The sequence below is a fragment of the Microtetraspora niveoalba genome, assembly GCF_001570405.1.
Taxonomy (GTDB): Bacteria; Actinomycetota; Actinomycetes; order Streptosporangiales; family Streptosporangiaceae; genus Microtetraspora; species Microtetraspora niveoalba.
Map to the genome: position 1 here is coordinate 54,156 of NZ_BBYM01000012.1, position 23,179 is coordinate 77,334.

At 70.8% G+C, this 23,179-nt stretch carries 20 protein-coding genes; 14 read left to right on the top strand and 6 right to left on the bottom strand.

The genetic code is table 11. The features are described from left to right. Positions 1-29 precede the first annotated feature (29 nt). The 3 genes from AWQ70_RS12565 to AWQ70_RS12575 all read left to right on the top strand — a co-directional run bounded on the left by AWQ70_RS12565 (position 30) and on the right by AWQ70_RS12575 (position 2,363). Positions 30-809: an SDR family NAD(P)-dependent oxidoreductase gene (locus tag AWQ70_RS12565; protein WP_067174697.1), complete on the top strand. Its 780-nt coding sequence runs from the start codon at positions 30-32 to the stop codon at positions 807-809. Between the two features lie 14 nt (positions 810-823). Further along, positions 824-1,588 carry a crotonase/enoyl-CoA hydratase family protein gene (locus AWQ70_RS12570; protein WP_067175012.1) on the top strand — a complete coding sequence of 255 codons (765 nt, stop codon included), beginning with the start codon at positions 824-826 and terminating at the stop codon, positions 1,586-1,588. 142 nt (positions 1,589-1,730) lie between these two features. Continuing rightward, positions 1,731-2,363, top strand: coding sequence for a rhomboid family intramembrane serine protease (locus tag AWQ70_RS12575; protein ID WP_067174700.1), 633 nt, complete (start codon positions 1,731-1,733; stop codon positions 2,361-2,363). 169 nt (positions 2,364-2,532) lie between these two features. On the opposite strand, the gene AWQ70_RS12580 is transcribed toward AWQ70_RS12575, so the two are convergent. Beyond that, positions 2,533-3,084 carry a TIGR00645 family protein gene (locus AWQ70_RS12580; RefSeq protein ID WP_245646928.1) on the bottom strand — a complete coding sequence of 184 codons (552 nt, stop codon included), beginning with the start codon at positions 3,082-3,084 and terminating at the stop codon, positions 2,533-2,535. Positions 3,085-3,311: 227 nt separating this feature from the next. Beyond that, positions 3,312-4,424, bottom strand: a complete 1,113-nt coding sequence (gene serC, locus AWQ70_RS12585) for a phosphoserine transaminase (protein WP_067174707.1) — start codon at positions 4,422-4,424, stop codon at positions 3,312-3,314. 126 nt (positions 4,425-4,550) lie between these two features. Between serC and AWQ70_RS12590 the strand changes: the two genes are divergently transcribed. Continuing rightward, positions 4,551-7,280, top strand: a complete 2,730-nt coding sequence (locus tag AWQ70_RS12590) for an ABC transporter substrate-binding protein (protein WP_067174710.1) — start codon at positions 4,551-4,553, stop codon at positions 7,278-7,280. A 208-nt stretch (positions 7,281-7,488) separates the two neighbouring features. Here AWQ70_RS12590 and AWQ70_RS12595 read toward each other — a convergent pair whose 3' ends face one another. Beyond that, the gene (locus tag AWQ70_RS12595) at positions 7,489-8,595 is read right to left on the bottom strand and encodes a citrate synthase 2 (protein WP_067174713.1); all 1,107 of its coding nucleotides are present in this window, start codon (positions 8,593-8,595) and stop codon (positions 7,489-7,491) included. 170 nt (positions 8,596-8,765) lie between these two features. Here AWQ70_RS12595 and pdxH point away from each other — a divergent pair, with 170 nt between their 5' ends. Beyond that, the gene (pdxH, locus tag AWQ70_RS12600) at positions 8,766-9,410 is read left to right on the top strand and encodes a pyridoxamine 5'-phosphate oxidase (protein ID WP_067174716.1); all 645 of its coding nucleotides are present in this window, start codon (positions 8,766-8,768) and stop codon (positions 9,408-9,410) included. 26 nt (positions 9,411-9,436) lie between these two features. On the opposite strand, the gene AWQ70_RS12605 is transcribed toward pdxH, so the two are convergent. Then, positions 9,437-10,048: a UdgX family uracil-DNA binding protein gene (locus AWQ70_RS12605; protein WP_067174719.1), complete on the bottom strand. Its 612-nt coding sequence runs from the start codon at positions 10,046-10,048 to the stop codon at positions 9,437-9,439. A 77-nt stretch (positions 10,049-10,125) separates the two neighbouring features. On the opposite strand from AWQ70_RS12605, the gene AWQ70_RS12610 reads away from it, so the two are divergent. From AWQ70_RS12610 to AWQ70_RS39835, 4 genes are all read left to right on the top strand, one after another. Further along, a complete protein-coding gene (locus AWQ70_RS12610) occupies positions 10,126-10,830 on the top strand; it encodes an iron-dependent transcriptional repressor DtxR (RefSeq protein WP_067174722.1) in 705 nt (234 codons plus the stop codon). 123 nt (positions 10,831-10,953) lie between these two features. Next, positions 10,954-13,179 carry a SpoIIE family protein phosphatase gene (locus AWQ70_RS12615; RefSeq protein WP_067174727.1) on the top strand — a complete coding sequence of 742 codons (2,226 nt, stop codon included), beginning with the start codon at positions 10,954-10,956 and terminating at the stop codon, positions 13,177-13,179. A gap of 42 nt (positions 13,180-13,221) precedes the next feature. Further along, on the top strand, positions 13,222-14,007 hold the full coding sequence (locus tag AWQ70_RS12620) for an alpha/beta fold hydrolase (protein WP_067174731.1): 786 nt from the start codon (positions 13,222-13,224) through the stop codon (positions 14,005-14,007). 118 nt (positions 14,008-14,125) lie between these two features. After that, positions 14,126-14,287 carry a hypothetical protein gene (locus tag AWQ70_RS39835; protein WP_169808653.1) on the top strand — a complete coding sequence of 54 codons (162 nt, stop codon included), beginning with the start codon at positions 14,126-14,128 and terminating at the stop codon, positions 14,285-14,287. Positions 14,288-14,305: 18 nt separating this feature from the next. Here AWQ70_RS39835 and AWQ70_RS12625 read toward each other — a convergent pair whose 3' ends face one another. Together AWQ70_RS12625 and AWQ70_RS12630 are read right to left on the bottom strand one after the other, a co-directional pair. Beyond that, the gene (locus AWQ70_RS12625) at positions 14,306-15,451 is read right to left on the bottom strand and encodes an acyl-CoA dehydrogenase family protein (RefSeq protein ID WP_067174734.1); all 1,146 of its coding nucleotides are present in this window, start codon (positions 15,449-15,451) and stop codon (positions 14,306-14,308) included. A gap of 150 nt (positions 15,452-15,601) precedes the next feature. Next, positions 15,602-16,276 (bottom strand): DUF998 domain-containing protein, encoded by a 675-nt coding sequence (locus tag AWQ70_RS12630; RefSeq protein ID WP_067174736.1) that lies wholly within the window; start codon positions 16,274-16,276, stop codon positions 15,602-15,604. A 412-nt stretch (positions 16,277-16,688) separates the two neighbouring features. On the opposite strand from AWQ70_RS12630, the gene AWQ70_RS12635 reads away from it, so the two are divergent. The 5 genes from AWQ70_RS12635 (at position 16,689) to AWQ70_RS12660 (ending at position 23,081) form a co-directional block, all read left to right on the top strand. Continuing rightward, positions 16,689-18,119: a hypothetical protein gene (locus tag AWQ70_RS12635; protein ID WP_067174738.1), complete on the top strand. Its 1,431-nt coding sequence runs from the start codon at positions 16,689-16,691 to the stop codon at positions 18,117-18,119. 407 nt (positions 18,120-18,526) lie between these two features. Next, on the top strand, positions 18,527-19,333 hold the full coding sequence (locus AWQ70_RS12640) for a class F sortase (protein WP_157530033.1): 807 nt from the start codon (positions 18,527-18,529) through the stop codon (positions 19,331-19,333). A gap of 6 nt (positions 19,334-19,339) precedes the next feature. Then, entirely contained in the window at positions 19,340-21,097 is a 1,758-nt protein-coding gene (locus AWQ70_RS12645; protein ID WP_245646929.1) for a DUF2079 domain-containing protein, read from the top strand. Positions 21,098-21,254: 157 nt separating this feature from the next. Next, entirely contained in the window at positions 21,255-22,181 is a 927-nt protein-coding gene (locus tag AWQ70_RS38800) for a hypothetical protein (RefSeq protein WP_218004510.1), read from the top strand. A 9-nt stretch (positions 22,182-22,190) separates the two neighbouring features. Then, positions 22,191-23,081 (top strand): class F sortase, encoded by an 891-nt coding sequence (locus tag AWQ70_RS12660; protein ID WP_067174745.1) that lies wholly within the window; start codon positions 22,191-22,193, stop codon positions 23,079-23,081. Positions 23,082-23,179: the final 98 nt, after the last annotated feature.

Here is a 23,179-nt window from a genome sequence, read left to right on the forward strand (position 1 = left end):
TCATTCGGTTGGCGCGTTAAGGTCCGGCTATGGATCTCAACGGAGCAGCAGCGATCATCTCGGGCGGTGCCAGCGGCCTCGGCGAGGCGACGGCACGCGAGCTGGCGGGCGTCGGCGCGACGGTGGTCATCGCCGACCTCAACGCGGAGCGGGGCAAGGCGATCGCCGACGAGCTCGGCGGCGTGTTCGCGCAGACGGACGTGTCCGACGAGGCGTCGGTGCAGGCGGCGGTCGACGCCGCGGTCGCCACCGGCAAGCCCCTGCGCGCGGTGATCAACAGCGCCGGCATCGGCTGGGCCTCCCGTACGGTCAACCGGGACGGCTCCCCGCACGACCTGGCGTCCTACCGCAAGGTCATCGAGGTCAACCTGATCGGCACCTTCAACCTCATGCGCATCGGCGCGGCGGCGATGGCGAAGACCGAGCCGGTGGACGCCGACGGCGCGCGCGGCGTGGTCGTCAACACCTCCTCGGTCGCGGGCATCGAGGGCCAGACCGGCCAGGTGGCCTACTCCGCGTCCAAGGGCGGCATCATCGGCATGACCCTCCCGGCCGCCCGCGACCTCGCCGCGATCGGCGTGCGCGTGCTCACGATCTGCCCCGGGATCATCGACACCCCGATCTACGGCAAGATCGGCGACAAGAACGCCGATGAGTTCAAGGCCAAGCTGGCCGCGCCGGTGCCGTTCCCCAAGCGCATGGGCCGGGCGTCGGAGTTCGGCCACCTCGTCCGCAGCCTGATCGAGAACGACTACATGAACGGCGAGGTCATCCGGTTCGACGGCGCCATCCGCTTCCAGCCCAAGTGAGCAAGGTGGATCACGTGTCTGACGAGGTTCTCGTAGAGGTCGACGGCGGCGTCGCCGTCGTCACGATCAACCGGCCCCAGGCCAGGAACGCGATCAACGGCCCGGTGGCCCGCGGGCTCGCCGCCGCCATGGACGAGCTGGACGAGCGCAAGGACGTCTCCGCCATCGTGCTCACCGGAGCGGGCGGCACGTTCTGCGCGGGCATGGACCTGAAGGGGTTCCTCAGCGGCGACATGCCGGTCGTCGAGGGCCGCGGCTTCGGCGGTCTCACCGAGAACCCGCCGAAGAAGCCCCTCGTCGCGGCGGTCGAGGGGTACGCCCTGGCCGGCGGCTTCGAGCTGGTGCTGTCGTGCGACGTCGTCGTCGCGTCGGAGGCGGCCAAGTTCGGGCTGCCCGAGCCCAAGCGCGGCCTGGTCGCCGCCGCGGGCGGGATCATGCGGCTGCCCCGGCGCATCCCGTTCCACGTGGCGATGGAGATCGCCCTGACCGGTGACCACTATCCGGCGGCCAGGCTGTACGAGCTGGGCCTGGTGAACCGGGTCACCCCGGAGGGCGGCGCGCTCGCCGGAGCCCTGGAGCTGGCCCGTTCGATCGCGGCCAACGCGCCCCTGGCGCTGGCCGCCACCAAGAGGATCGTCGTCGAGTCGGCCGACTGGTCGCGGGAGGAGATGTTCGCCAAGCAGGGCGAGATCGCCAACCCGGTGTTCGGCTCCGCCGACGCGATGGAGGGCGCCGCCGCGTTCGCGGAGAAGCGCGCGCCCAAGTGGACCGGCGCCTGACGCCGTCGTCGCCCGCCCCGTCCCCTCTCCCGAGCCCGGGGAGGGGACGGGGAGCCCGCGACCGCCTGGGGGCCGTCCTGAGCCCGTGGGATCGTGCCCCGCGAGGTCCGCACCCGCGGCTTCCAGTGCGTAGCGTGAAGTGATGAACGAGTCCGGAGCACCGGTTCCCCCTGCCGGACGGTCGGCCCGCGACCGCGTGGTCGGTCTCCTGAGCGGAGCCCTCGGCAGCGCGATCGTCATGACCGTCCTCCTCGGCGCCATGTGGGCGGTCGAGGTCGTGGACTACGTCGAGGACGGCGCGCTCGACCGGTACGGCATCGTCGCGCACGACCCCGACGGCCTGGTCGGCATCCTGTTCGCCCCGTTCCTGCACGACGGGTTCGGCCATCTGATGGCGAACTCGCTGCCCCTGCTCATCCTCGGCTTCGTCGCCGCCATCCGCGGCGTCGGCCGGTTCCTGGCGGCCAGCCTCGTCATCGTCCTGGTCAGCGGCGTGGGCGTCTGGCTGACCAGCCCGCCGGGGACGCTCACGGTCGGCGCCAGCGGCCTCGTCTTCGGCTACTTCGGGTACGTCGTCGCGCGCGGCCTGTTCGACCGGCGCGCACTCGACATCGTGCTCGGGGTCGTCGTGGCGGTCCTGTACTACTCGATCCTGTGGGGAGCGCTGCCGAGCGAGCCCGGGATCTCGTGGCAGGGCCACCTCTTCGGCCTCGTCGGCGGGGTCGTCGCCGCCTGGTTGCTCCGCCGCCGCCGCGCCGTGCGGGAAGGGGCGTGACGCGGGACCGCCCGCGACGGTGCCCCTGAGCGCCTGTCCGCGTCCAGGAGCGCTCGTTCCCCCGTACCGCATCAAAGGGGTGAGAGCCGGGCGATCGGTCCGCTGCGGCGCTCCTGGGGCCTCTCCCGGCGGGTCCGTACGGCCTGGCGGCAGGGCCGGCGGGCGGAGGTCAGTGGTCGTGGTTCTGCGCCGACGCGTTGAGCATCCGGTCGATGAGGGCCAGCCCGACCGCGGACACGATGAAGACCAGGTGGATCAGGGTCTGCCAGAGCATCGTGTCGGTGCTCATCTCGCGGGCCCTGATGAACGTCTGCAGCAGGTGTATCGACGAGATGCCGATGATCGCGGTGGCCAGCTTGACCTTGAGCACGTTCGCGTTGACGTGCGAGAGCCACTCCGGCTCGTCGGGATGCCCCTCAAGGTTGATCCGCGACACGAAGGTCTCGTATCCGCCGACGATCACCATGATGAGCAGGTTGGAGATCATCACGACGTCGATCAGCCCGAGCACGCTGAGCATCACGGACTGCTCGACGTTCATGCCGCTGGCGCTGAAGTCGCCGGTGAGCAGATGCCACAGCTCGACCATGAACTGCCAGACGTAGACGCCCTGGGCCACGATGAGCCCGAGGTAGAGGGGCACCTGCAGCCACCTGCTGGCGAACATCACGTAGCCCAGGCTGCGCTGCCGTGCCCGCAGTTCCCCCGAGGTCGAACTCACCGTCGCTCCTGTCACATGTCGTACGTGCGGGAGAAAACTTTACGGAGGTCCGGCGACCGCTTGGGCACACGGGTTTCCCGGAGTGCCCCACGGGCTGCTCCGGGGGAGCGAGCCCGGACACGCCGCGGGCCGGCACGCCTCTCGGCGTACCGGCCCGGTCACGGTCACGGTCTCGGTCTCGGATCGCCCCGACCCGATCGGATCACGGCAGATCAGGTCGGATCAGGTCAGAGGTGCTCGACCACGTAGTCGACGCACCCGGTCAGCGCCTCGATGTCGGCCGGGTCGATGGCCGGGAACATCGCGATGCGGAGCTGGTTGCGGCCGAGCTTGCGGTACGGCTCGGTGTCGACGATGCCGTTCGCGCGCAGCACCTTGGCCACGGCGGCGGCGTCCACCGAGTCGTCGAAGTCGATCGTGCCGACGACGTTGGACCGCTGGGCCGGGTCGGCCACGAACGGCGTGGCGTAGGAGCTCTTCTCCGCCCAGGTGTACAGCCGGGAGGCCGAGTCGGCCGTGCGGGCCGTCGTCCAGGCAAGGCCGCCCTGGGAGTTCATCCACTCGAGCTGCTCGCCCAGCAGGAACAGCGTGGCGAGCGCCGGCGTGTTGTACGTCTGGTTCTTGGTGGAGTTGTCGATCGCGACCGGCAGGCTGAAGAACTCGGGGACGTAGCGCCCGGTGGCGGTGATCTCCTCGACCCGGGCCAGCGCCGCGGGCGAGAACAGGCCGATCCACAGGCCGCCGTCGGAGGCGAAGCTCTTCTGCGGGGCGAAGTAGTAGACGTCGAACTCCTCGGCCGAAACGGGCAGGCCGCCGGCGCCGCTCGTCGCGTCGACCAGGACCAGCGATCCGTCGTCGGCGACACGCTTGATCGGCATGGCCACGCCGGTCGAGGTCTCGTTGTGGGTGAGCGCGTAGACGTCGACGCCCTCCTCGGCCACCGCGACGGGGTGGCTGCCCACCTCGGACTTGATCACCGTGGGCTCGCCGAGCCAGGGGGCCTTCTTGACCACCGACGCGAACTTGGACGAGAACTCGCCGAACTGCAGGTGCTGCGACTTCTCGCGCACCAGACCGAACGCGGCGATGTCCCAGAACGCCGTGGTGCCGCCGTTGCCGAGGACGACCTCGTACCCCTCGGGAAGAGAGAAGAGCTCGGACAGGCCCGCGCGCACCCGGCCGACCAGGTCCTTGACCGGCTTCTGGCGGTGCGAGGTGCCCATGATGCTCGCGCCGGCCCCGGCGAGGGCCGAGAGCTGCTCGGGACGTACCTTCGAGGGCCCGCAGCCGAAACGGCCGTCGGCGGGCTTGATGTCAGCGGGAATCACGATGTCAGCCACGCATCCAGCGTAGTGAGCCGCGGCGATGGTCTAGACCCAGGTCCGCAATGTGAGACATCATGGTGTGCCCGCTTCATTGATCATGAACTGAGCCGAATCAGCGTTTCCGTTCCGGGAGACAACCGCGTGGCCAGTCCGCATGACGCGATAGAGGAACTCGTCCGCCGACCGGCGTTCTGGCGGACCGATCAGCCGCTGCCCGTCATCGTCGTCACCGGCTCGGACGGCGCCGCCTTCGAGGCGGCGAGACGGCTCGCCGCCCCCTTCCAGGACGTCCTGCCCCACGCGACCGTGGAGTCCGGCGAGTACGGCACGCTCCGTGAGCTGGTGGCCGGTCTGGCGGGGGAGCAGGGGCAGCTCGGCAAGCCGGTGGGCGGGTCCTTCCTCCCTCCGCCGCGGTTCTCGCTCGTCCAGTTCGTCCTGTGGGCCAGACGCCAGCGCGACGAGCCGCCGTCGGACGACGGGACCGCCGGACGCTGGCCTCCCGACCCCCGGTCGCGCAAGGGCCAGGACGAGTTCAAGCAGCGCGTCAAGGAGTGGCGCAGGGCCAGGTACGGCGGGGACCGGGGGCGGCGCACGTCGGCCGACTTCATCGGGCGGGCGGCCACCACCTGGGTGCCGCTGGGCACACTCGCGGTGTGGCTGGCCGGAGGCGCCTCCGACCTGGTCGGGCTGATCCCGTGGGCGTTCGGCATCCTCGTCGCCCTCGCCGGCACCGCCGGCCAGGCGGTGCTCTCGATCAGGGGGTCGTACTTCAACGTCTGGTTCAGGCGGCAGCCGTACGTCACCCGGCGGCGTTTCGAACGCCTTCCGAGGTACGCGCTGCGGCTGGCGAACGCGAGCGACGACGAGATCGACCGCCTGCTCGTCCACGCCTTCTGCCAGGACCTACGGCAGGCGTACAAGAAGTGGATCATCCCTCAGCCGGGCTGGGGCCGGGGCCTGTACGGCATGCTCGTCCTGGAGGCGCGCGGCCCGGGCGAGGCCACCGAGCGGTTTCTCCAGATCTTGGAGGAGACCGGGGAGGACACCGGGCTCCTCGCCCCGATCCTGGTTCTGGTCGCGCTGCCGGAGGAGTTGCGGGAGGAGCGGACGCGGGCCGTCCCGACCCACCGGCTCGCCCGCCTTCCCGCGCTGGTCGCCGACTGGCGCGGGCGGGTGCGGCGGAGGGTGCCCCGGCTGCGGCTGGTCGTCGAGGCGGACGGCCCGCTCCCCGACACCGATCACCGGCCGCGGCTGCTGGGCAGTCGGATGCGGTCGCTTGGCTACTGGTCGGTGGTCGCGCTGCTGCTCGTCGGCCCGGCCGCCTGGGCGGTGCAGCACCAGCGGGACCGGCAGGCGCACTGCGGCGGTCTGGCCTGGGCCGAGCGGGTCGACGGGGAGTGCGTGGGCGTCGTCAACGCCTCCGGCCCCGCGCCCCGCGACCTGTTCCGGCCGGAGGTGACGAGGCTGATCGCGGAGATCGACAAGAACAACGCCTCCGCCGGACCCGACTCCGTCAGCGTGGTGCTGTTCGGGGAGTACTCCATCAGGGACCCCGAGCTGCCGGCCGACGAGGAGGACGGCGAGGGAGGCGGCAAGGCCGTCAAGCTGGAGGACAGCCGGTGGGCGGGCGCGCTGGCCGAGCTGACGGCGGTCGGCGAGTACCAGCGCACGGTCAGGTCCAACCCCCGCCTCCGCGTCCTGGTCGCGAACTCCGGCGACAACCTCCGCCAGGGGCGGCGCGGCGCGGAACTGATCAGGGAGCTGGCGGAGCACGACCCCCACGTGGTGGGGGTGATCGGCTTCCCGCGGAGCGTGGAGGGCGTCCGGGAGGCCATCCAGGTGCTGCACGAGGCCAAGATCCCGATGGTCGGCACCACCGGGACGGCCGACGAGCTCGGCTACGTCAGGGACGGCCCGGCCGAATCGACCAAGCTCAAGAAGGGGCCGTCCCGCTACTACTTCCACGTCGGCCCGACGAACTTCCGCGAGGCCACCCTCATGGCGCGGTTCGCCCGCCGCGCGCTCCGGAGCGGCTCGGCGGTGATCGTGCGGGACAAGTCGTCCGGCGACCAGTACACGGACAATCTGGCGGAGGACCTGGACGCCGCGCTCAAGCGGGAGAGCGTCGACGTCCGGCCCGGTGTCGAGTACTCCGTCCCCGACGGAGGCATCACCGACGCGGCCGGGGAGGCCTGCGACGAGAGCCCCGACGTCTACCTCTACGCCGGCCGCGCGCCGGAGTTCCTCGACTTCCTGCGGGCGCTGGAGAAGACGCCGTGCGGCGCGCGAACGGTGCGGGTCATCGCGAGCGACGACGTCATCAAGGTCGTCACCGACCACGGGGAGCAGATCACGAACATGCCCCGCATCGAGGTCTACTACGCGGCGCTGGCGAGCCGCACCATGTGGACCCTCGACGGGGACCCCAAGCCCACGGAGTTCGTCGCCGCCCTGCTGAAGGGCGCCCACGAGAACGCGTCCGACGACAACCTGATCATCACGTACGACGCGGCCGACGTGATCTACCAGGCGGCGAACCGGGCCTACTCGGCCGAGGGGTCGCCCAGCAAGGGCGACATCCTCTACGAGCTGGCCTTCACGTCGGGGAGCGCGGCGTTGAACGGGGCGAGCGGGGTCGTCGACTTCGCGGACGTGAAGCGGCACGACCCCGCGGACAAGGCCATCGCCATCATGCGGGTGGTCGGCGCCGCCCCGGCGCATTCGAAGGTCGAGGTCCGCTGCGGACGGCTGGCGACGGCGGGGTCCTCCGTGGCCGTCGACTCCGCCCAGGCGGGCGGCCTGTCCGGGCTGCGGGCTCTCTGCCAGAACCTCCCGGACGCGCCCCCGGGAGAGTCCGCGCCGCGCCCCTGACGGCCGGGCCTCCCGTACGCGCCGGGAAACGAGCCCGGGAAGCGGGCCAGGGAAGCGGACCGGGAAACGAGCCCGGGAAGCGGGCCAGGGAAGCGGACCGGGAAACGCGTCGGGGAAGCGGGCCGGAAAAGGAGACGGCCCGCACCGGATGTGCGGGCCGAATCAGGGGACGGCCGACGGGAGTCGGCGCGCGGTCAGGTCGAGTCGGTCAGATCCTGCCGATGACCTCGGCCGCGCCGGGGACGTCGTTGATCGAACGCTGCGAGGGGCCGACGTAGTTGGCGCTGGGGCGGACCAGCCTGCCCGTGCGCTTCTGCTCAAGGATGTGCGCGGCCCAGCCGGCGGTGCGCGCGCAGGTGAACATCGAGGTGAACATGTGCGACGGGACCTCGGCGAAGTCGAGGACGACCGCGGCCCAGTACTCCACGTTGGTGGCCAGCACCCGGTCGGGCTTGCGGGCGTGCAGCTCCTCCAGAGCGGCCTGCTCCAGAGCGGCGGCGACCTCGTAGCGCGGGGCGCCCAGCTCCTTGGCCGTACGGCGCAGCACCCGGGCGCGGGGGTCCTCGGCCCGGTAGACGCGGTGGCCGAAGCCCATGAGCCGCTGGCCCTTGTCCAGCTCCGCCTGGACGTACTTCTTGGCGTCGCCGACCTGCTCGACACCCTCGATCATGTGCAGCACGCGGGCGGGGGCGCCCCCGTGCAGCGGGCCGGACATCGCGCCGACCGCGCCCGACAGGGCGGCGGCGACGTCGGCGCCGGTGGAGGCGATCACACGGGCGGTGAACGTGGAGGCGTTCATCCCGTGCTCGGCCGCCGAGGTCCAGTACGCGTCGATGGCCTTGACGTGCTTGGGGTCGGGCTCGCCCCGCCAACGGATCATGAAACGCTCGACGATGCTCTCGGCCTCGTCCACGCGCTTCTGGGGGACCATCGGCAGGCCGAGGCCGCGCGCGGACTGGGCCACGAACGACAGCGCGGTCACCGAGGCGCGGGCGAGGTCGTCGCGCGCCTGGGTGTCGTCGATGTCGAGAAGCGGGCGGAAGCCGTACGCGGGGGCGAGCATCGCGAGGGCGCTCTGCACGTCGACGCGGATGTCACCGGAGTGGACAGGAACGGGGTACGGCTCGGCCGGAGGCAGCCCCGGCTGGAACTCGTTGTCGACGAGCAGGCCCCAGACGTGCCCGTACGAGACACGGCCCACGAGTTCTTCGATGTCGACGCCCCGGTAGCGAAGGGCGCCCCCCTCTTTGTCCGGTTCCGCGATCTCCGTCTCGAAAGCCACCACACCTTCGAGTCCGGGTTTGAAGTCGGACACTTCGGCCGCCTCCCTCTCTTGTGAAGTCAAAAGCCTTGATGTCGAGATACCGGCGGGTCAATTTAACCCGCAGGGTTCCAGTGGGTTCCCGCCGGTCCCTATGAAACGCCGTTGTCCCTGGTAGGGGGCAATGCGGGCGTCCTCTGTCAAGCGCGCAACAATACCGTTCCGTGGACACCGCTTCTCATCTGCCCGGGCTCCGGCACAGCTACGAGGGCGAACCCCTGCTCGAATCCGGCCTCCGCGACGACCCGGTGGCCCAGTTCGCCGTGTGGTTCGCCGACGCCGTCGAGGCCGGGTTGCCCGAGCCCAACGCCATGATCGTGGCCACCAGCTCCGCCGGTGGCCGACCGTCCGCGCGCACCGTTCTCCTCAAGGGCTTCGACGAGCGCGGCTTCGTCTTCTTCACCAACTACGAGTCCCGGAAGGGGCGCGACCTCGGCGAGAACCCGCGGGCCTGCCTGCTCTTCCCGTGGCATCCGATCCGCCGCCAGGTCCGCGTCGAGGGCCGGGTCGTACGGGTGTCCCGCGAGGACTCCGACGCCTACTTCCGCTCCCGCCCGTACGGCTCCCGCGTGGCGGCGTGGGCGTCGCGGCAGTCGGCGGTCGTACGGTCCCGTGAGGAACTGGACGAGAGGTTCGCGGCGCTGGCCGAGCGCTGGCCGGAGGACCCGCCGACACCGGACTTCTGGGGCGGTTTCCGGGTCATCCCCTCCGAAGTGGAGTTCTGGCAGGGGCAGACCGACCGGATGCACGACCGGCTCCGCTACCGGCGGGCCGGCGCGACGTGGGTCCTGGAGCGTCTCGCGCCCTGACCGCGGCGGCCCGGCGGACCCGGCCGTCACGGCAGCGCGGCGGCGACCCGCAGATCGGAGAGGAAGCCGGCGTAGGCCGCGTCCCTGTCCGGCGCCCGCAGGATCGACGAGGGGTGCACGGTGGCGATGAAGAAACCTCCCTCGGAGCGGGGGAGGGGGCGGCCCCGCTCCCTGCTCACCCGGAAGGCCGGGCCGAGCAGCGCGCGCCCGGCCGTCGCGCCCAGGATCACCGTCACCTCCGGGTCCACCAGGCGCATCTCCGCGTCGAGCCACGGGTGGCACGCGTCGATCTCGGCCGCGGTCGGCTTCTGGTGGATCCTGCGCTTGCCGCGCGGCTGGAACTTGAAGTGCTTGACGGCGTTGGTCACGTAGACGGCGTCGCGGTCGATGCCCGCCTCCTCGAGCGCGCGGTCGAGCACGCGGCCGGCGGGCCCGACGAACGGCGCCCCCTGCCGGTCCTCCTGATCTCCGGGCTGCTCGCCCACGAGCATGTAGCGGGCGTCGGGGACGCCCTCTCCGAAGACCGTCTGAGTCGCGTTCAGATAGAGGTCGCAGCCCTGGCAGCGGCGGGCGGCGTCGCGGAGCGCGGGCAGGCTGACCTCGTCCGGAAGAAAACGTTCCGCACCGATGTTTGCCATCCCATGTCGCTTCCCCAATAGGGTCGGCTGCGAACACATCGGAAGCTCGTAGCATCGATTACAGGACGGGAGGAACGTTGACCGCACACGGCCTGATCGATACCACCGAGATGTACCTCCGGACGATCTTCGAGCTGGAGGAGGAGGGCATCGTTCCGCTGCGTGCCCGCATCGCGGAGCGGCTCCAGCAGAGCGGTCCCACGGTCAGCCAGACGGTCGCGCGCATGGAACGCGACGGTCTGGTCAAGGTCGAGGGCGACCGCCATCTGAGCATGACGGACCTCGGCCGCACCCTGGCCATCCGGGTCATGCGCAAGCACCGCCTCGCCGAGTGCCTGCTGACCCAGGTGATCGGACTGCCGTGGGAGGAGGTCCACATCGAGGCGTGCCGCTGGGAGCACGTGATGTCGGAGTCGGTGGAGACGCGCCTGGTGGGCCTGCTTGACAACCCGACCACGTGCCCGCACGGCAACCCCATCCCCGGGCTCGACGAGCTGGGCGTGGACCAGTCTGGTTTGGTCAAGGATGAGGCGATTCTCTCCCTGATCGATCTGGCCGGACCCAGGGATGTACCCGCTGTAGTGCGCCGAATTAGCGAACAAGTGCAAAGCGATCCCGCCGCGATGCTTAAACTCAAGCAAGTTGGGATACAACCCGGACGCGAGGTGACGCTCGCGGCGAGCGATGACGGTGTACGGGTGACGGGTGACGGTGAAGCGGAGATCGGCCTTGTTGAACTTCCGCGCGACGTCGCCGCGCACGTCTTCGTCACGAGACGATGATCGAATTCGTTTGTTGACCCACAGCAGGGAGCCCCTCCTCTCTCGTCAGAACCCAGCCTCTGTTCAGGCAGGAGCGCCAGTGGTCCGCTTTGCGAACACCCGCCCCCAAGGGGTGGTCGTCGGATGAAACGTTGGGGGGACCTCTCGCAGGACAGCGCCGACCACCTCACCGCCGGTTCCGTGCTGGACCAGGCCGAGATGGCCGTCGTCGTCACCGACCGGTTCAGCAACGTCCTCTACTGGAACCCGTTCGCGGAGCGGCTGTTCGGCCGTCCGGGCGGTGAGGAGGGCAGGGAGTCCCTCCTCTCTCTCGGGATCCCGGAGAAGGACCACCCGCTGACCGCCGAGCTCGCCAAGAACGTGCTCAAGGGAGGGGTCTGGGAGGGCACCTTCGACATCGTGCGCGCCGACGGCACGATGATCTACGTGCGGGCCCAGGCCGTACCGCTCCGGCATCCGTCCGGGGCGGTCACCGGCATCGTGATCACCGCGCGCGAGGCGATGCGCAGCAACGAGCGCGAGAAGGACCGCTTCGGCCTCCTCGAACGCATCGGCGAGCGGCTGGCCGGCTCGCTGTACGTCGAGGAGACGCTCAACCGGGTCGCCGACATGCTCGTCCCGCAGTTCGCGGACCACTGCTTCATCGAGCTGGTCGAGGGCGACCGGCTGATCCGCAAGGTCTCCACCCACGTGAACGGCTGGGCCCCGCCGCCCGAGTCGTGGCTGCCCGTCGGCGGCGAGATCAGGTACCCGCCCGGCCACTACGCCGACTCGGCCCTGCGCCGCCAGGAGACCATCCTCATCGAGGACTTCTCGCAGGTCAGCTATCCCGCGCCGAGCGAGGCGTCGGCCCGCATCTGCGGGGAGATCGGCCTGACCTCGGCGATCGTGGCCCCGCTGTGCGTACGCGGCGAGACGCTCGGCCTGATGTACCTCGGGTTGTCCAACCTCACCGACCGGCGCTCGCCCCACTACGACACCTTCGACCGCGACTTCGTCGGCGCGATCGCCACCCGGGTGGCGCTGGCCGTCGACAACGCCCTGCTGTTCGAGGAGGAACGGCACACCGCCGAGTCCTTCCAGAAGCACCTGCTGCCGCGCGAGCTGCCCAAGCTGGACGGCCTGGAGATCGCGGTGCGCTACTGCCCGGCGGCGCCGCTCGCCTCCCACGGCCAGGGCATCCAGACCCAGGTCGGCGGCGACTGGTACGACGTGATCCCGCTGTCGGCCGGCCGGGTCGGCATCGTCATCGGCGACGTCGAGGGGCGCGGGGCCAAGGCCGCCGCCGTCATGGGGCAGCTCCGGGCCGCGCTGCGCGCCTTCGCCCAGGACGACAAGCCGCCCGCCGACATCCTCGCCCGCCTGGACGAGTGGACCAGGATCGTCGCCGCGCCCGAGCGCGACGACTTCGGCGAGGACATCACCAACCCGCCGATCGTCACCTGCCAGTACCTCGTCTACGACGCCTGGTCCCGCCAGCTCTCCTTCGCCAACGCCGGGCACGCGCCGCCGCTGCTGATCGTCGACGGCAACGTGACCGAGCTCGACATCAGCGAGGTCGGCCAGCCGCTCGGCGTCCACGCCAAGGGCGTGCACGCGGACCTGGTCTACAAGGAGGAGACCCGGGTCCTGCCGCCCGGCGCGGCGCTCCTGCTGTACACCGACGGCCTGGTCGACCGGCGGCCGCCGCGCGACTCGGAGGAGCCGCCGCCGAGCGAGGACGAGACGCTCCGGATGCTCTGTGACAAGGTCGCGAAGATCGCCGGTGACACGGTCGAGCGGATCGCCGACGCGGCGACCGGCGCCATCCCCGGCGAGATCGACGACGACATGGCGATCCTCGTGATCCGCTCGGTCGGCGCCGAGCTCCAGTACGAGGAGCAGACGTTCCCCGCCCAGCCGATCATGGTGGGCGAGGCGCGGCGCATGGCGTCCGACGCGTTCGAGCGCTGGCAGGTCCCCGAGGAACGCGCCGAGCTGGCCTGCCTGCTCGTCTCCGAGGTCGTCACCAACGTGGTGCTGCACGCGGCGAGCGCCAGCGTGCCCCGCCGTGACCTGATCATGGACGGGCCGCCGCTGCCGTTCGACGAGTCGTGGGACATGCCCGGCTTCGAGGACGAGGTCGTCAGCGACAAGGAGTTCACGCTCCGGCTGCGGCGCGGTGTGGAGTCGGTCTGGGTCGAGGTGTTCGACCAGGACCTGCGCCTGCCGCGCATCCGCAGCGCCGGTGAGAACGACGAGGGCGGCCGCGGCCTCTACCTCGTCGACCAGCTCGCCAAGCGCTGGGGTTCGCGTCCCACCCGCGAGGGCAAGGCGGTCTGGTTCGAGATTCCGGTCGGCGGCCGCTGAGTCGTCCTGTACGGCCCGGCCCCCGGGTGCTTGACTCGCAGTATGGAGCTGACGTACGAGCGCCGGGGGACGGGGCCGCCTCTCGTCCTGATGCACGGCATCGGGCACCACTGGCGGGCGTGGCTGCCGGTCATGGACCTGCTCGCCGACCGGCACGATGTGATCGCCGTCGATTTCCCCGGGTTCGGCTCGTCGCCGCCGTTCCCGTCCGACACCCCGTACAACGCTGAGACGGCCGCGTTCGCGATCGAGGAGTTCTGGGAACGGCTCGGTGTCGAGCAGCCGCACGTCGCGGGCAACTCGCTGGGCGGCTACGTCGCGCTCGACATGGCCTCGCGCGGAGTCGTCCGCAGTGCCGTCGCGCTGTCCCCGGCGGGCTTCTGGTCCCGCACCGAGTTCCTGTACGCGCGTACGGCGTTGCGCCTCCTGAGGAGGGCGGCGAGCAGCACGTCCGAGGGGACGGCCGCCGCGTTGATGTCGTCGGCCGTCGGGCGGACGGCCTGCCTGGGGCTGCTGGTGGCCGACCCCGCGCGGATGGCGGACGAGGAGCTGCTGCTCGGCACCCAGGCGTTGCGGAGCTCCGCCGGGTTCGACGACATGCTCGACTCGTTCACGTGGATGGCCCCGCCCGCGCCTCCGAAGGTGCCGGTCACGATCGCGTGGGGCGACCACGACCGGCTCCTGCCGCGGCGCCAGGCCGTACGCGCCGGGCGGTGGGCGCAGCAGCGGGTCAAGCTCCTGTCGGGCTGCGGCCACGTGCCGATGAGCGACGATCCGGCGCTGGTCGCCCGGATCATCCTGGAGACCACGGGCGGCCGACCGGCGTGACGGCCGGCCCCCCGACCTCGGGTTACGGCCGCCGTGACCGAGACGGCCGTTCGCACACCGGAGAAGCGGTGTCCGTTCGTCCCCGCACTCGCGGAGAATCCACCGCATACTGGTCGGCATGGACCCCGGACTCATCCTGCTGGTCTTCCTGGCCTTCCTGTTCGCGTGGTTGCTCAACCGGGTGCGCAGGTTCTTCCGGCTCGGCGCGGTCGGATACGCCGGCGTGATGATCGTGTTCGTGATCGTCATGCTGCTCGTCTGGGGCCAGCAGTTCCGCTGACGGCCGGGCGGCCGGGGGTCAGAAGCCGAAGGACCGCCCGATGATCTCCTTCATGATCTCGGTGGTGCCGCCGTAGATGGTCTGCACCCGGCTGTCGAGCCATGCCTTGGCCACCGGATACTCGGTCATGTAGCCGTAGCCGCCGTGGAGTTGCAGGCACCGGTCCACGACCTTGTTCTGCAGCTCGGTGGTCCACCACTTGGCCTTGGCCGCGTCCACGACCGTGAGCTCGCGGCGGTTCAACGCGGTGACGCACTTGTCCACGTAGTGCCGGGCGATCTCGACCTCGGTCGCCAGCTCGGCGAGGACGAACCGGGTGTTCTGGAAGGAGCCGATCTTCCGGCCGAACGCCGTGCGGTTCTTGCAGTACTCGATCGTCGTCTCCAGGACGGCCTCGGCCGCCGCCACGGCTCCGACGGCGATGGACAGGCGTTCCTGCGGCAGGTTGTTCATGAGCTGGACGAAGCCCTGGCCGTCGGCGTCGCCGAGCCGGTTGGCGACCGGGACCCGGACGTTGTCGAAGAACAGTTCGGCCGTGTCCTGCGCGTGCATGCCGATCTTGTCCAGGTTGCGGCCCCGGGCGAAGCCCTCCATGCCCCGCTCGACCACGAGGAGGGTGGTGCCGCGCGCTCCGGCCGTCGGATCGGTCTTGGTCACGACCACGACGAGGTCGGAGTTGATGCCGTTGGTGATGAACGTCTTCTGGCCGTTGACCACGTAGTGGTCGCCGTCGCGTACGGCGGTGGTGCGGATGCCCTGAAGGTCGCTGCCCGCGCCGGGCTCGGTCATGGCGACCGCCGTGATCAGCTCGCCCGACACGAAGCCGGGCAGCCAGCGCCGCTTCTGCTCGTCGTCGGTCAGGTCGACGAAGTACGGCGCCATGACGTCGTTGTGGAGGGAGAAGCCGAGGCCGCTCGCGCCGATCCTGACGATCTCCTCGACGACGACGGCGTTGTAGCGGAAGTCGGTGATGCCGGCTCCGCCGTACTGCTCGGGGACGGAGAAGCCGAACATGCCGATGTCGCCGGCCTTCTTCCAGACCTCGCGCGGGACGATGCCGTCCTTCTCCCACTGGGGATGGTGGGGCGCCACTTCGCGAGCCAGGAACTCGCGGACGGTCTGGCGGAAGAGAAGGTGCTCGTCCTCGAAGAGGTCTCGCTGCATCGGACACGCCTTCCGGGCCGGGGACATCTCGCCTGACCAGAATACGATTCGGTTACTGCTAGGTATAGCGGCGTGGTGCGGCTGGACGCGCGTGTGCGCCGGTCGGGCGATCCGCTCGCCCGACCGGCGCACTCCCGCCGTCATCGGTGGTCAGAAGTGGCGGCGGTACCGCGCGGCGACCACCGAGACCCAGAGCATCGCGGTGATGGTGCCGACGGCCAGGGTCAGGGAGCCGGCCGTGCCGCCGCTCATCGCCCATCCGTCGCCGACCAGGAGGGCGGTGCCGGCGACGAGGGAGGCGACGGCGTGCCCGCGGTTCCCCGCCCGGCTGAAGTGGCGGCCCAGGACGTAGCACGCGGCGATCAGGGCGATGAAGGCCACGGAGCCGGCGGCCATGTGGCCGTAGCTGTGCCAGGTGAGCGCGGCGGGCATCCCGGACGGGGTGCCGACGGGGAAGCCGTCCGCCGGATCCATGACGAAGATCCCGGCGGCGATCATGCCGACGCCGTTGACCAGGACCAGCCGTGGCGCCCACCTGCCGCCCGGGGTGCCGTGCATCGCCCGGCGCAGCCCCCTCGCCCCGGCGACGGTCAGGACGCCGGCGACCAGGAAGTTGGCGATCTGCAGCCAGCCGAGGGAGCCGTTGCTCAGCGCGCTCAGCGGGTGGCGGATCAGGTCGAAGCCCTCGCGGGTGGCGGCCTGGGCCAGGGAGACGATCGCCCACAGGGGAGCGGCGACGGCCGCGCACATGAGCAGGGAACGGGTGGAGGAGCGAGTGGAGGAGGCGGCGGGGGTGCTGGGGACGCTCATCTGGACGGCGGTCATGTCCGGGCCTTTCTCGGATTCGTCGTGCTTTCACTCACACGTCGATCCGGTGATGTGACAGGGAACGCCGCCACTTCCTGTCCTGTCCGTCAGCTTCCGCTCCTGGCCCGCCCTCGGCTCCGTGCTTGTTGTCGGCTTCGCCCCCGCCGCTGTCGCCCCGGATCCGCTGCCGGCTTCCCCGATGCCTCGACAACTTCGTGGGCCGCGTAGGCGATGCCCGGCGCGGATGATCTCTTGTGTTACTTTCCGGGCGAACGCCGGATTACAACTACGCCACCTTTCGGCTTTCCGCCCCCCTTGGGGCCAGTTGAAACCCATAAGATCTACCTTCGGTTTGCTATGGCCGTAGGGAATGCGGCTTTCGTGATCGGAGCATGCGGTGGATCGCTGGGGAACAGGTCTCCGGAGGACTGTGGCCGCCTCGGTTCTGGGGTTGGCGGGAGCGGCGGCGATCGTGGTTCCGTCGATCTCGGCAGGCGCGAGCACCGCTGAGCTGGTCGTCGACTACGCCTGCAAGGGTGGAATCGCGGCGACAGGGTCGGGCACGGTGAATCTCCGCACGAAGGTCACCATTCCGACGACATTGAATGTCGGGGAGCCGCTCAACATCGGGTGGAAGCTGAATTACAAGGATGTGACCCGCTTTGGCGCGCCCGCCCTTCTGCCCCAGGGCGGCAAGATCGAGGTGACGGGGAACATCCAGCTCCAGGACGCGTGGATAGGCGTCCTCAAGCCGATGGGCGCCGTCGACCAGCCGGAGGCGATGGTCAAGGGCAGCCCGCTCAAGCTCCCCGAGGGGATCTCCGACTTCGCGCACACGGACCGCGCGGGGACCGTCAAGGTGACGCCGCGCAAGCTGTTCGTCGACTTCCGGCCGCCGGCGTCCGAGGTCATGGTCAACGATGACGACCCCGCGATCCTGTACAGCGACGGCTGGGAGGATCTCAACGACCAGCCGAGCCAGAACAAGGACCACCACCTGGACCTGCACCGGACGACGAGCGGGGGCAAGTGGGCGCAGTTCACGTTCACCGGCACCGGCGTGGAGTACGTCGCCCAGAAGGACCAGCGCGCGGGACCGGTGGACATCCTGATCGACGGTCAGCCCGCTTCGCCGCCGAGGATCGACCCCTCGAAGAACGACGACGGCACGACGGTGAACGACGCCAACAAGGGCGGGCAGACCCTGTGGCGCTTCCGCGGCCTTCCGTACGCCGAGCACAAGATCGAGGTCAGGAGCGTCGAGGACGGCAAGTGGACGCAGCTCGACGCGTTCCGCGTGATCACGAGGGAACTGGCTCATCCGCCGAAGGAGTACCGAGCCGAGTGCGACCTCGTCAGCGCGCCGGTCTCGGTGAACGTCACCATCGGCGACGGTGCGACGGAGGAGCCGTCGACCGGCACCTCGCCTTCGCCGGATCCCTCGGACAGCACCGGCCCGTCGACGAGCGCCTCACCCACTCCGTCGGACACCGGGGGGAACACGCACATTCCGGTGAGTCCCACTCCTACTCCCAGCTCGAGTCCGACCGGGACGAGGAACGGTTCCACGCCGACTCCTACGGAGACCAAGCTGACGAGTGTGATCGTCCTCGGCAGCCCGACGCCGACGGCCACGGCGACCACGACGATCACACTGCCCGCCAGCACGCCGACCTCGCCGCAGGTGAAGGTCATCCCGAAGGGCGGAGCCCAGACCGGTGAGGCGCCGGAGACCTCGCGTGCTTCGGCGGCGGTGCTCATCGGGTCCGGCGGCGTCATGGTGTTCGGCGGAGTATTCAGCGGCGTCGTGCTCCTGCGCAGGCGCGCCGCACATGCCAACGACCGGTCGCGGATGGTTTGAGGGGACTGACGGCGATGAACTCGACTCCTGACGCGCACGACGACGCGCCGCAGACCGGCGGCACGTCCGACGCCAGCGGCACGCCGAGCGCCGGGACGCCCGATGCCGGCGTGCCCGGTGCCGGTGGCGTGCCACAGGCGGGCGGCGCACCTGACGCGGCGGCGCCTGATGCCGGCATGGCTCAGGCCGGGGGCGGCGCCGTACCGGACCCGGCGGCGCAGGCGGGAACGGCCGCGGGAAGCGCTGCGGCGGCTCCGGCTCCGACCTCGGTCGCTCCGGCTCCGGCTCCGACCTCGGTCGCTCCGGCTCCGGCTCCGACCTCGGTCGCTCCGGCTCCGGCTGCAGTCCCGATCGCTCCGGCCCCGGCTGCGACCCCGGCTCCGGTTCCGGCTTCCGCTTCGGCTCAGGTGCCGAAGGAGCGGAAGCCGCTGCCGCAGCCTGTGCTCGCCACGCTGCTGGTCGGCGGGTCGTTCGGCGGCATCGCGGCCATCATGGCGGGGCTGCTCGCCGTACTGTCGCCCTCCCCGGAGGAGTCGCAGGTGGAGCGGCCGGTCCCCGGAGAGGTGGTGGCACTGCAGGGAGCGGGCACGTTCCTGCCGCCGACCGTGGGACCGGGCGGCCCCGGCACACCCCTGACCGCCGCCGCGCCGACCGCGCCTCCGCCGCTCCCCGCGCTCCAGCCGCTGCCTCCGCTGACGGTGACGACGACCGCGGCGTCGTCGTCCACGTCCCCGGCCAAGAAGACGGCGTCCACCAGGCCGGTCAGGATCCGCATCCCGGCCATCGGCGTCAACGCGGCCCTCAGCTCCGTCGGCGTGCAGAAGTCGGGCGAGATCCAGACGCCGCCGCTGAGCCGCCCCAAGATCGCATCGTGGTACCGCCTGGGACCCACGCCCGGGGAACTCGGGCCGGCGGTGATCCTCGGCCACGTGAACACCCGTTCCGGCGCGGCCGTGTTCAGCCGGCTCCGGGAGCTCCGCCGCGGCAACAAGATCGAGGTACGCCGGGCCGACGGCAAGAGTGCGATCTTCACGGTGGACGGCGTCGAGCAGGTGGGCAAGACGACGTTCCCGACGAACCGGGTGTACGGCAACATCGCCACATCCGGGCTCCGGCTGATCACGTGTGGGGGCGTCTACAACGCCAAGAACCACAGCTACACGGACAACATCGTGGTGTACGCGACCATGACCGGCACTCGTAACGCGAAATAGCGGGCGGTGGGCTCCCCGTCCGCTTCGTCCCCACGGTCCGCGGCCTCCACGCCGCCCACGCCGCTCGCCGAAGGCGACGGCTCCGGCGCGGCCCGCCCGGTCCGTCCCGACACGTCCGTCCCGGAGGAGGACGACCCCGGGCCGCCCGGAGCGGGTGACCCGGCCGCGGCCGAGGACGATTCCGGCCCGGACGGCGGGGCCGGAGCGGTCACCGGACGGGAGGCGCCCAGCCGCGACGGCGGGTCCACCTCCTCGACCTCTGGGGAGGACCCGGGGTCCCCGGCGCCGGGTGGCGACGCGACGTGTGGTCCGGGCAGCGGTGATCGGCATCGGCGGGTGTGGTCGCGACACCGGTACCGCGTCGGCCTGATCACCGCGGTCGCGGCGCTCGTGTACGAGCTGCTGGGGATGGTCCGGCTGCACACGTTCCGGGCGACCACCTTCGATCTGGTCATCTTCGACCAGGCGGTGCGGGGATACGCCCACTTCTCCGCGCCGGTCAGCCCCGCGGTCGGCATGCTCAACGGGCGGGGGATGGACTACCTCCAGCTCAGCGACCATTTCTCGCCGATCCTGGCGGTGCTGGCCCCGCTGTACTGGCTGCGCGACGGCCCGGAGACGCTGATCCTCGCGCAGGCGGTGCTCTTCGCGCTGGCGATCCCGTTCCTGTGGCTGTACGCGCGCAGGTCGCTCGGGATCGGCGCCGCATATCTGGTTGCGGTGGCGTACGCGTTGTCGTGGCCGATCGCCGAGGCCGCCGACTTCGACATCCACGAGGTCGCGTTCGTGCCGGTGCTGACCGCCGCCATGATCGAGCGCTTCCAGGCGCGCCGGTACCTCGTGTCGTTCCTGTGCATGTTCGCGTTGCTGCTGGTCAAGGAGGACATGGGCCTCGCCGTCATCGGCTTCGGCGCCTATCTGGTCGTCACCGGCCGACGGTTCGACGGCGTGTGCGTCGCGCTGATCGGCGCGGCGTGGACGGGGTTGGTGCGCGGCGCCCTGATCCCGATGCTCGGCGGGGACACCGGGGACTTCTGGGCCTACGGGCATCTCGGCCGGAACGCGGGTGAGCTGATCGTGAACATCGCCACCCATCCGCTCCAGACGCTGGCGCTGCTGGTCGACAACGAGGGCAAGGTCGACACGCTGGTGCTGCTCGGGTGGCCGGTGCTGTTCGCGTGCCTGTTCTCGCCGCTGACGCTGATCGCGGTCCCGCACGTGCTGGAGCGCCTGCTGTCGGACCGCCCGGCGTGGTGGGTGCCGGACCACCAGTACAACGCGTTCGTGGTCGCGATCCTCCTGTGCGCGGGAGTGGACGGTGTCGTACGCGTCGTCCGGATCGTCAGGAAGCGGTGGCCGGGGATCGACGGGCGGGTGGCGACGGTCGCCTGGGCCGCGTGTGTGGCGGCGATCGCGCTGACGCTGGTGCCGCGGTTCGGGTTCGGCCAGTTGCTGCACCCCGATTTCTACCGGCGTGACGCGCGGGCGGTCGCCGCCGCGGAGGCGTCTGCCCTGGTGCCGTCCGGTGTGGTGGTGGAAGCGGCGAACGAGATCGGCCCCGCACTGACCGCGCGGGCGACCGTCATCGTCTGGGGTCCCGAGGCCCGGATGGCCCCCTGGGTGGTCGCCGACGTGAACCGCCCGGTTTTCCCGTTCAACTCGCCCGAGGCGCAGCGGGCCCGCGTCGGGGAGCTGGTCCAGCAGGGCTACCAGGCGGTTTACGACCGTGAGGGGTACGTGGTGCTGCGCCGCGCCGATCGGTGAGACATGGGCGCCCGAAGGCTTTCTTGACTCTGTTTCCCTACATATGAGGCGATTCCCAGGCAGAGTTCATAGGATCTCTACCTAACTGAGACGCGAGATCGGCATCCTGGTACGTCTGGTAAAGCCCAGACCGAAACCGACCACGGGAGTGAAGGAAGTGCTGAAGTCAAAGGCACGGCGTCGTATCGCCACGAAGGCCGCCGCCGGAGCAGCCAGCGCAGCCGTCCTGATCGGCGCCTTCTCGGCGGCCGGGGCTCTCGCGGACAGTAGGACGGTGACGTACAGCTGCATCCCGTATGTGGGCGGCCAGCCCCAGGCGGCGGTGAACCATGACTTCTCGGTGACGCTGACGGCTCCGGCGTCCGCGACGATCGGGACCCAGTTCACCGCCACGCTCAGCATCACGGCGCCGGCCGGTTCCCCGCTGACGGCCCCGGAGGAGATCCCGGCGGGCGCGTGGATCCAGCTCCACCCGACGGTCGTGGCGTCGGTGAGCCCGGCCGGCGCGACGGCGGCGGTCTCCTCGCCCTCGCCGTCCGCGTCGGTGGCGGCCCTGATAGCCAAGGATGCCGCGCTCGGGGCGCTGCCCATGGCGACGCTGACCATCACCCCCTCCGCGGGCGCCTCGTCGATCGTGCTCTCCGCCGAGGACTTCGCGCTGAACGTGGTGAAGCCCGCCGCCGACGGCGCGGCGGCCACTCCCGCGCCGCTGTACAACTGCGTGCTCGCGACGACGGGCGACAAGACGGTGCCGGCCATGGCGACTGTCCCGGTGAACGCCTCCGGGAGCCACTCGCCCAGCCCCTCGCCGTCCAGCACGCCGACCCCAACACCCACGCCGACCCCGACTCCGACGTCGAGCCCCCTCGGTACGCATACCGTCCGCGTGACCGTGACGGCGTCGCCGTCGAAGGACGACGACGTCCAGGTCACCAAGACGCCGGGTGGCGGCGCGGCCACCGGGGGCGGCGCGGACGCGGGACCGGACGGGCGGATGTTCGTGCTCACCGGAACCGCCCTCGTCCTGGCGGCGGCCACCGGAGGGCTCGTGCTGCGGGCGCGGCGCCGCACCGCGGAGCGGTGAGGCGGGGCAGTGACCACGCCGCCGCCGGGCCAGTACCCGCCCGGTCAGTACCCGCCGGGCCAGCCTGTGCCGCCCTACGGCGCCCCCGTGCAGCCGCAGCCGATGTACGGCCAGCCGGTGTTCCACGCGGCCCCGGTCGTGTATCCGCAGGCGTACCAGGAGCCGGAGCCGCAGCCGCGGGCCGGCGGCACGCCGGCCATCCGCGGGGTGCTGATCATGGCGGCGGTCGCGGGCATCGTCACCGTGATCATCGGTGTGTTCTTCATCCTCGGCTCACCTGAGGAGTACGAGTCGCCGGCCAGGCAGACCTTGAAGATCAAGTCGGACGGCCTGGCCCCTACGGTGGGGCCGGGCGGCACCGACCAGCCGCTGACGCAGGCGGCCGCGACCGCGCCTCCGCCGGTGCCGCCGCTTCCCCCGGCTCCCGCGATGCAGCCGGCGACGCCCCGGCGGCTGATCATCCCGAAGCTCGGGGTCAACGCGCCGATCAAGTCCGTGGGCACGGACAAGAGCGGCGCCATCGAGACGCCGCCGATCAGCAACCACAACCTCGTCGGGTGGTACCGCGGCGGCCCCACGGCGGGTGAGCCGGGCCCCGCGGTGATGCTGGGCCACAAGGACACCATGACGCGCAGCGCGGTCTTCACCCGGCTGCACGAGCTCAAGAACGGCGACACGATCGAGGTCGTCCGGATGGACGGCACGGTGGCCGTCTTCACGGTCGGCGGGGTCGAGCAGGCGAACAAGCAGACCTTCCCGACGGAACGGGTCTACGGCTCCCGGGACAACGCCGAGCTGCGGCTGATCACCTGTGGCGGGTCGTACAACAGGAGCACGGGCCACTACGTGGACAACGTGATCGTGTACGCCACCATGACGAGCACCCGCCTGGCCGGCTGAACAGGCGACCGGTCTTCTGTGGATCAGGACGATTCCGGGTATTGCTCCGGTTAACTCTCATTTCGGGGCAGGCGTCGACGAACGTTCTGTTGTAGCCT

Coding starts and splice junctions, on each gene's coding strand:
- AWQ70_RS12605 (WP_067174719.1), bottom strand. CDS start 10,048: ATGGCAAACATCGGTGCGGAACGTTTTCTTCCGGACGAGGTCAGCCTG.
- AWQ70_RS12630 (WP_067174736.1), bottom strand. CDS start 16,276: ATGACCGCCGTCCAGATGAGCGTCCCCAGCACCCCCGCCGCCTCCTCC.
- AWQ70_RS12615 (WP_067174727.1), top strand. CDS start 10,954: ATGAAACGTTGGGGGGACCTCTCGCAGGACAGCGCCGACCACCTCACC.
- AWQ70_RS39835 (WP_169808653.1), top strand. CDS start 14,126: ATGGACCCCGGACTCATCCTGCTGGTCTTCCTGGCCTTCCTGTTCGCG.
- AWQ70_RS12565 (WP_067174697.1), top strand. CDS start 30: ATGGATCTCAACGGAGCAGCAGCGATCATCTCGGGCGGTGCCAGCGGC.
- AWQ70_RS12620 (WP_067174731.1), top strand. CDS start 13,222: ATGGAGCTGACGTACGAGCGCCGGGGGACGGGGCCGCCTCTCGTCCTG.
- AWQ70_RS12575 (WP_067174700.1), top strand. CDS start 1,731: ATGAACGAGTCCGGAGCACCGGTTCCCCCTGCCGGACGGTCGGCCCGC.
- AWQ70_RS12625 (WP_067174734.1), bottom strand. CDS start 15,451: ATGCAGCGAGACCTCTTCGAGGACGAGCACCTTCTCTTCCGCCAGACC.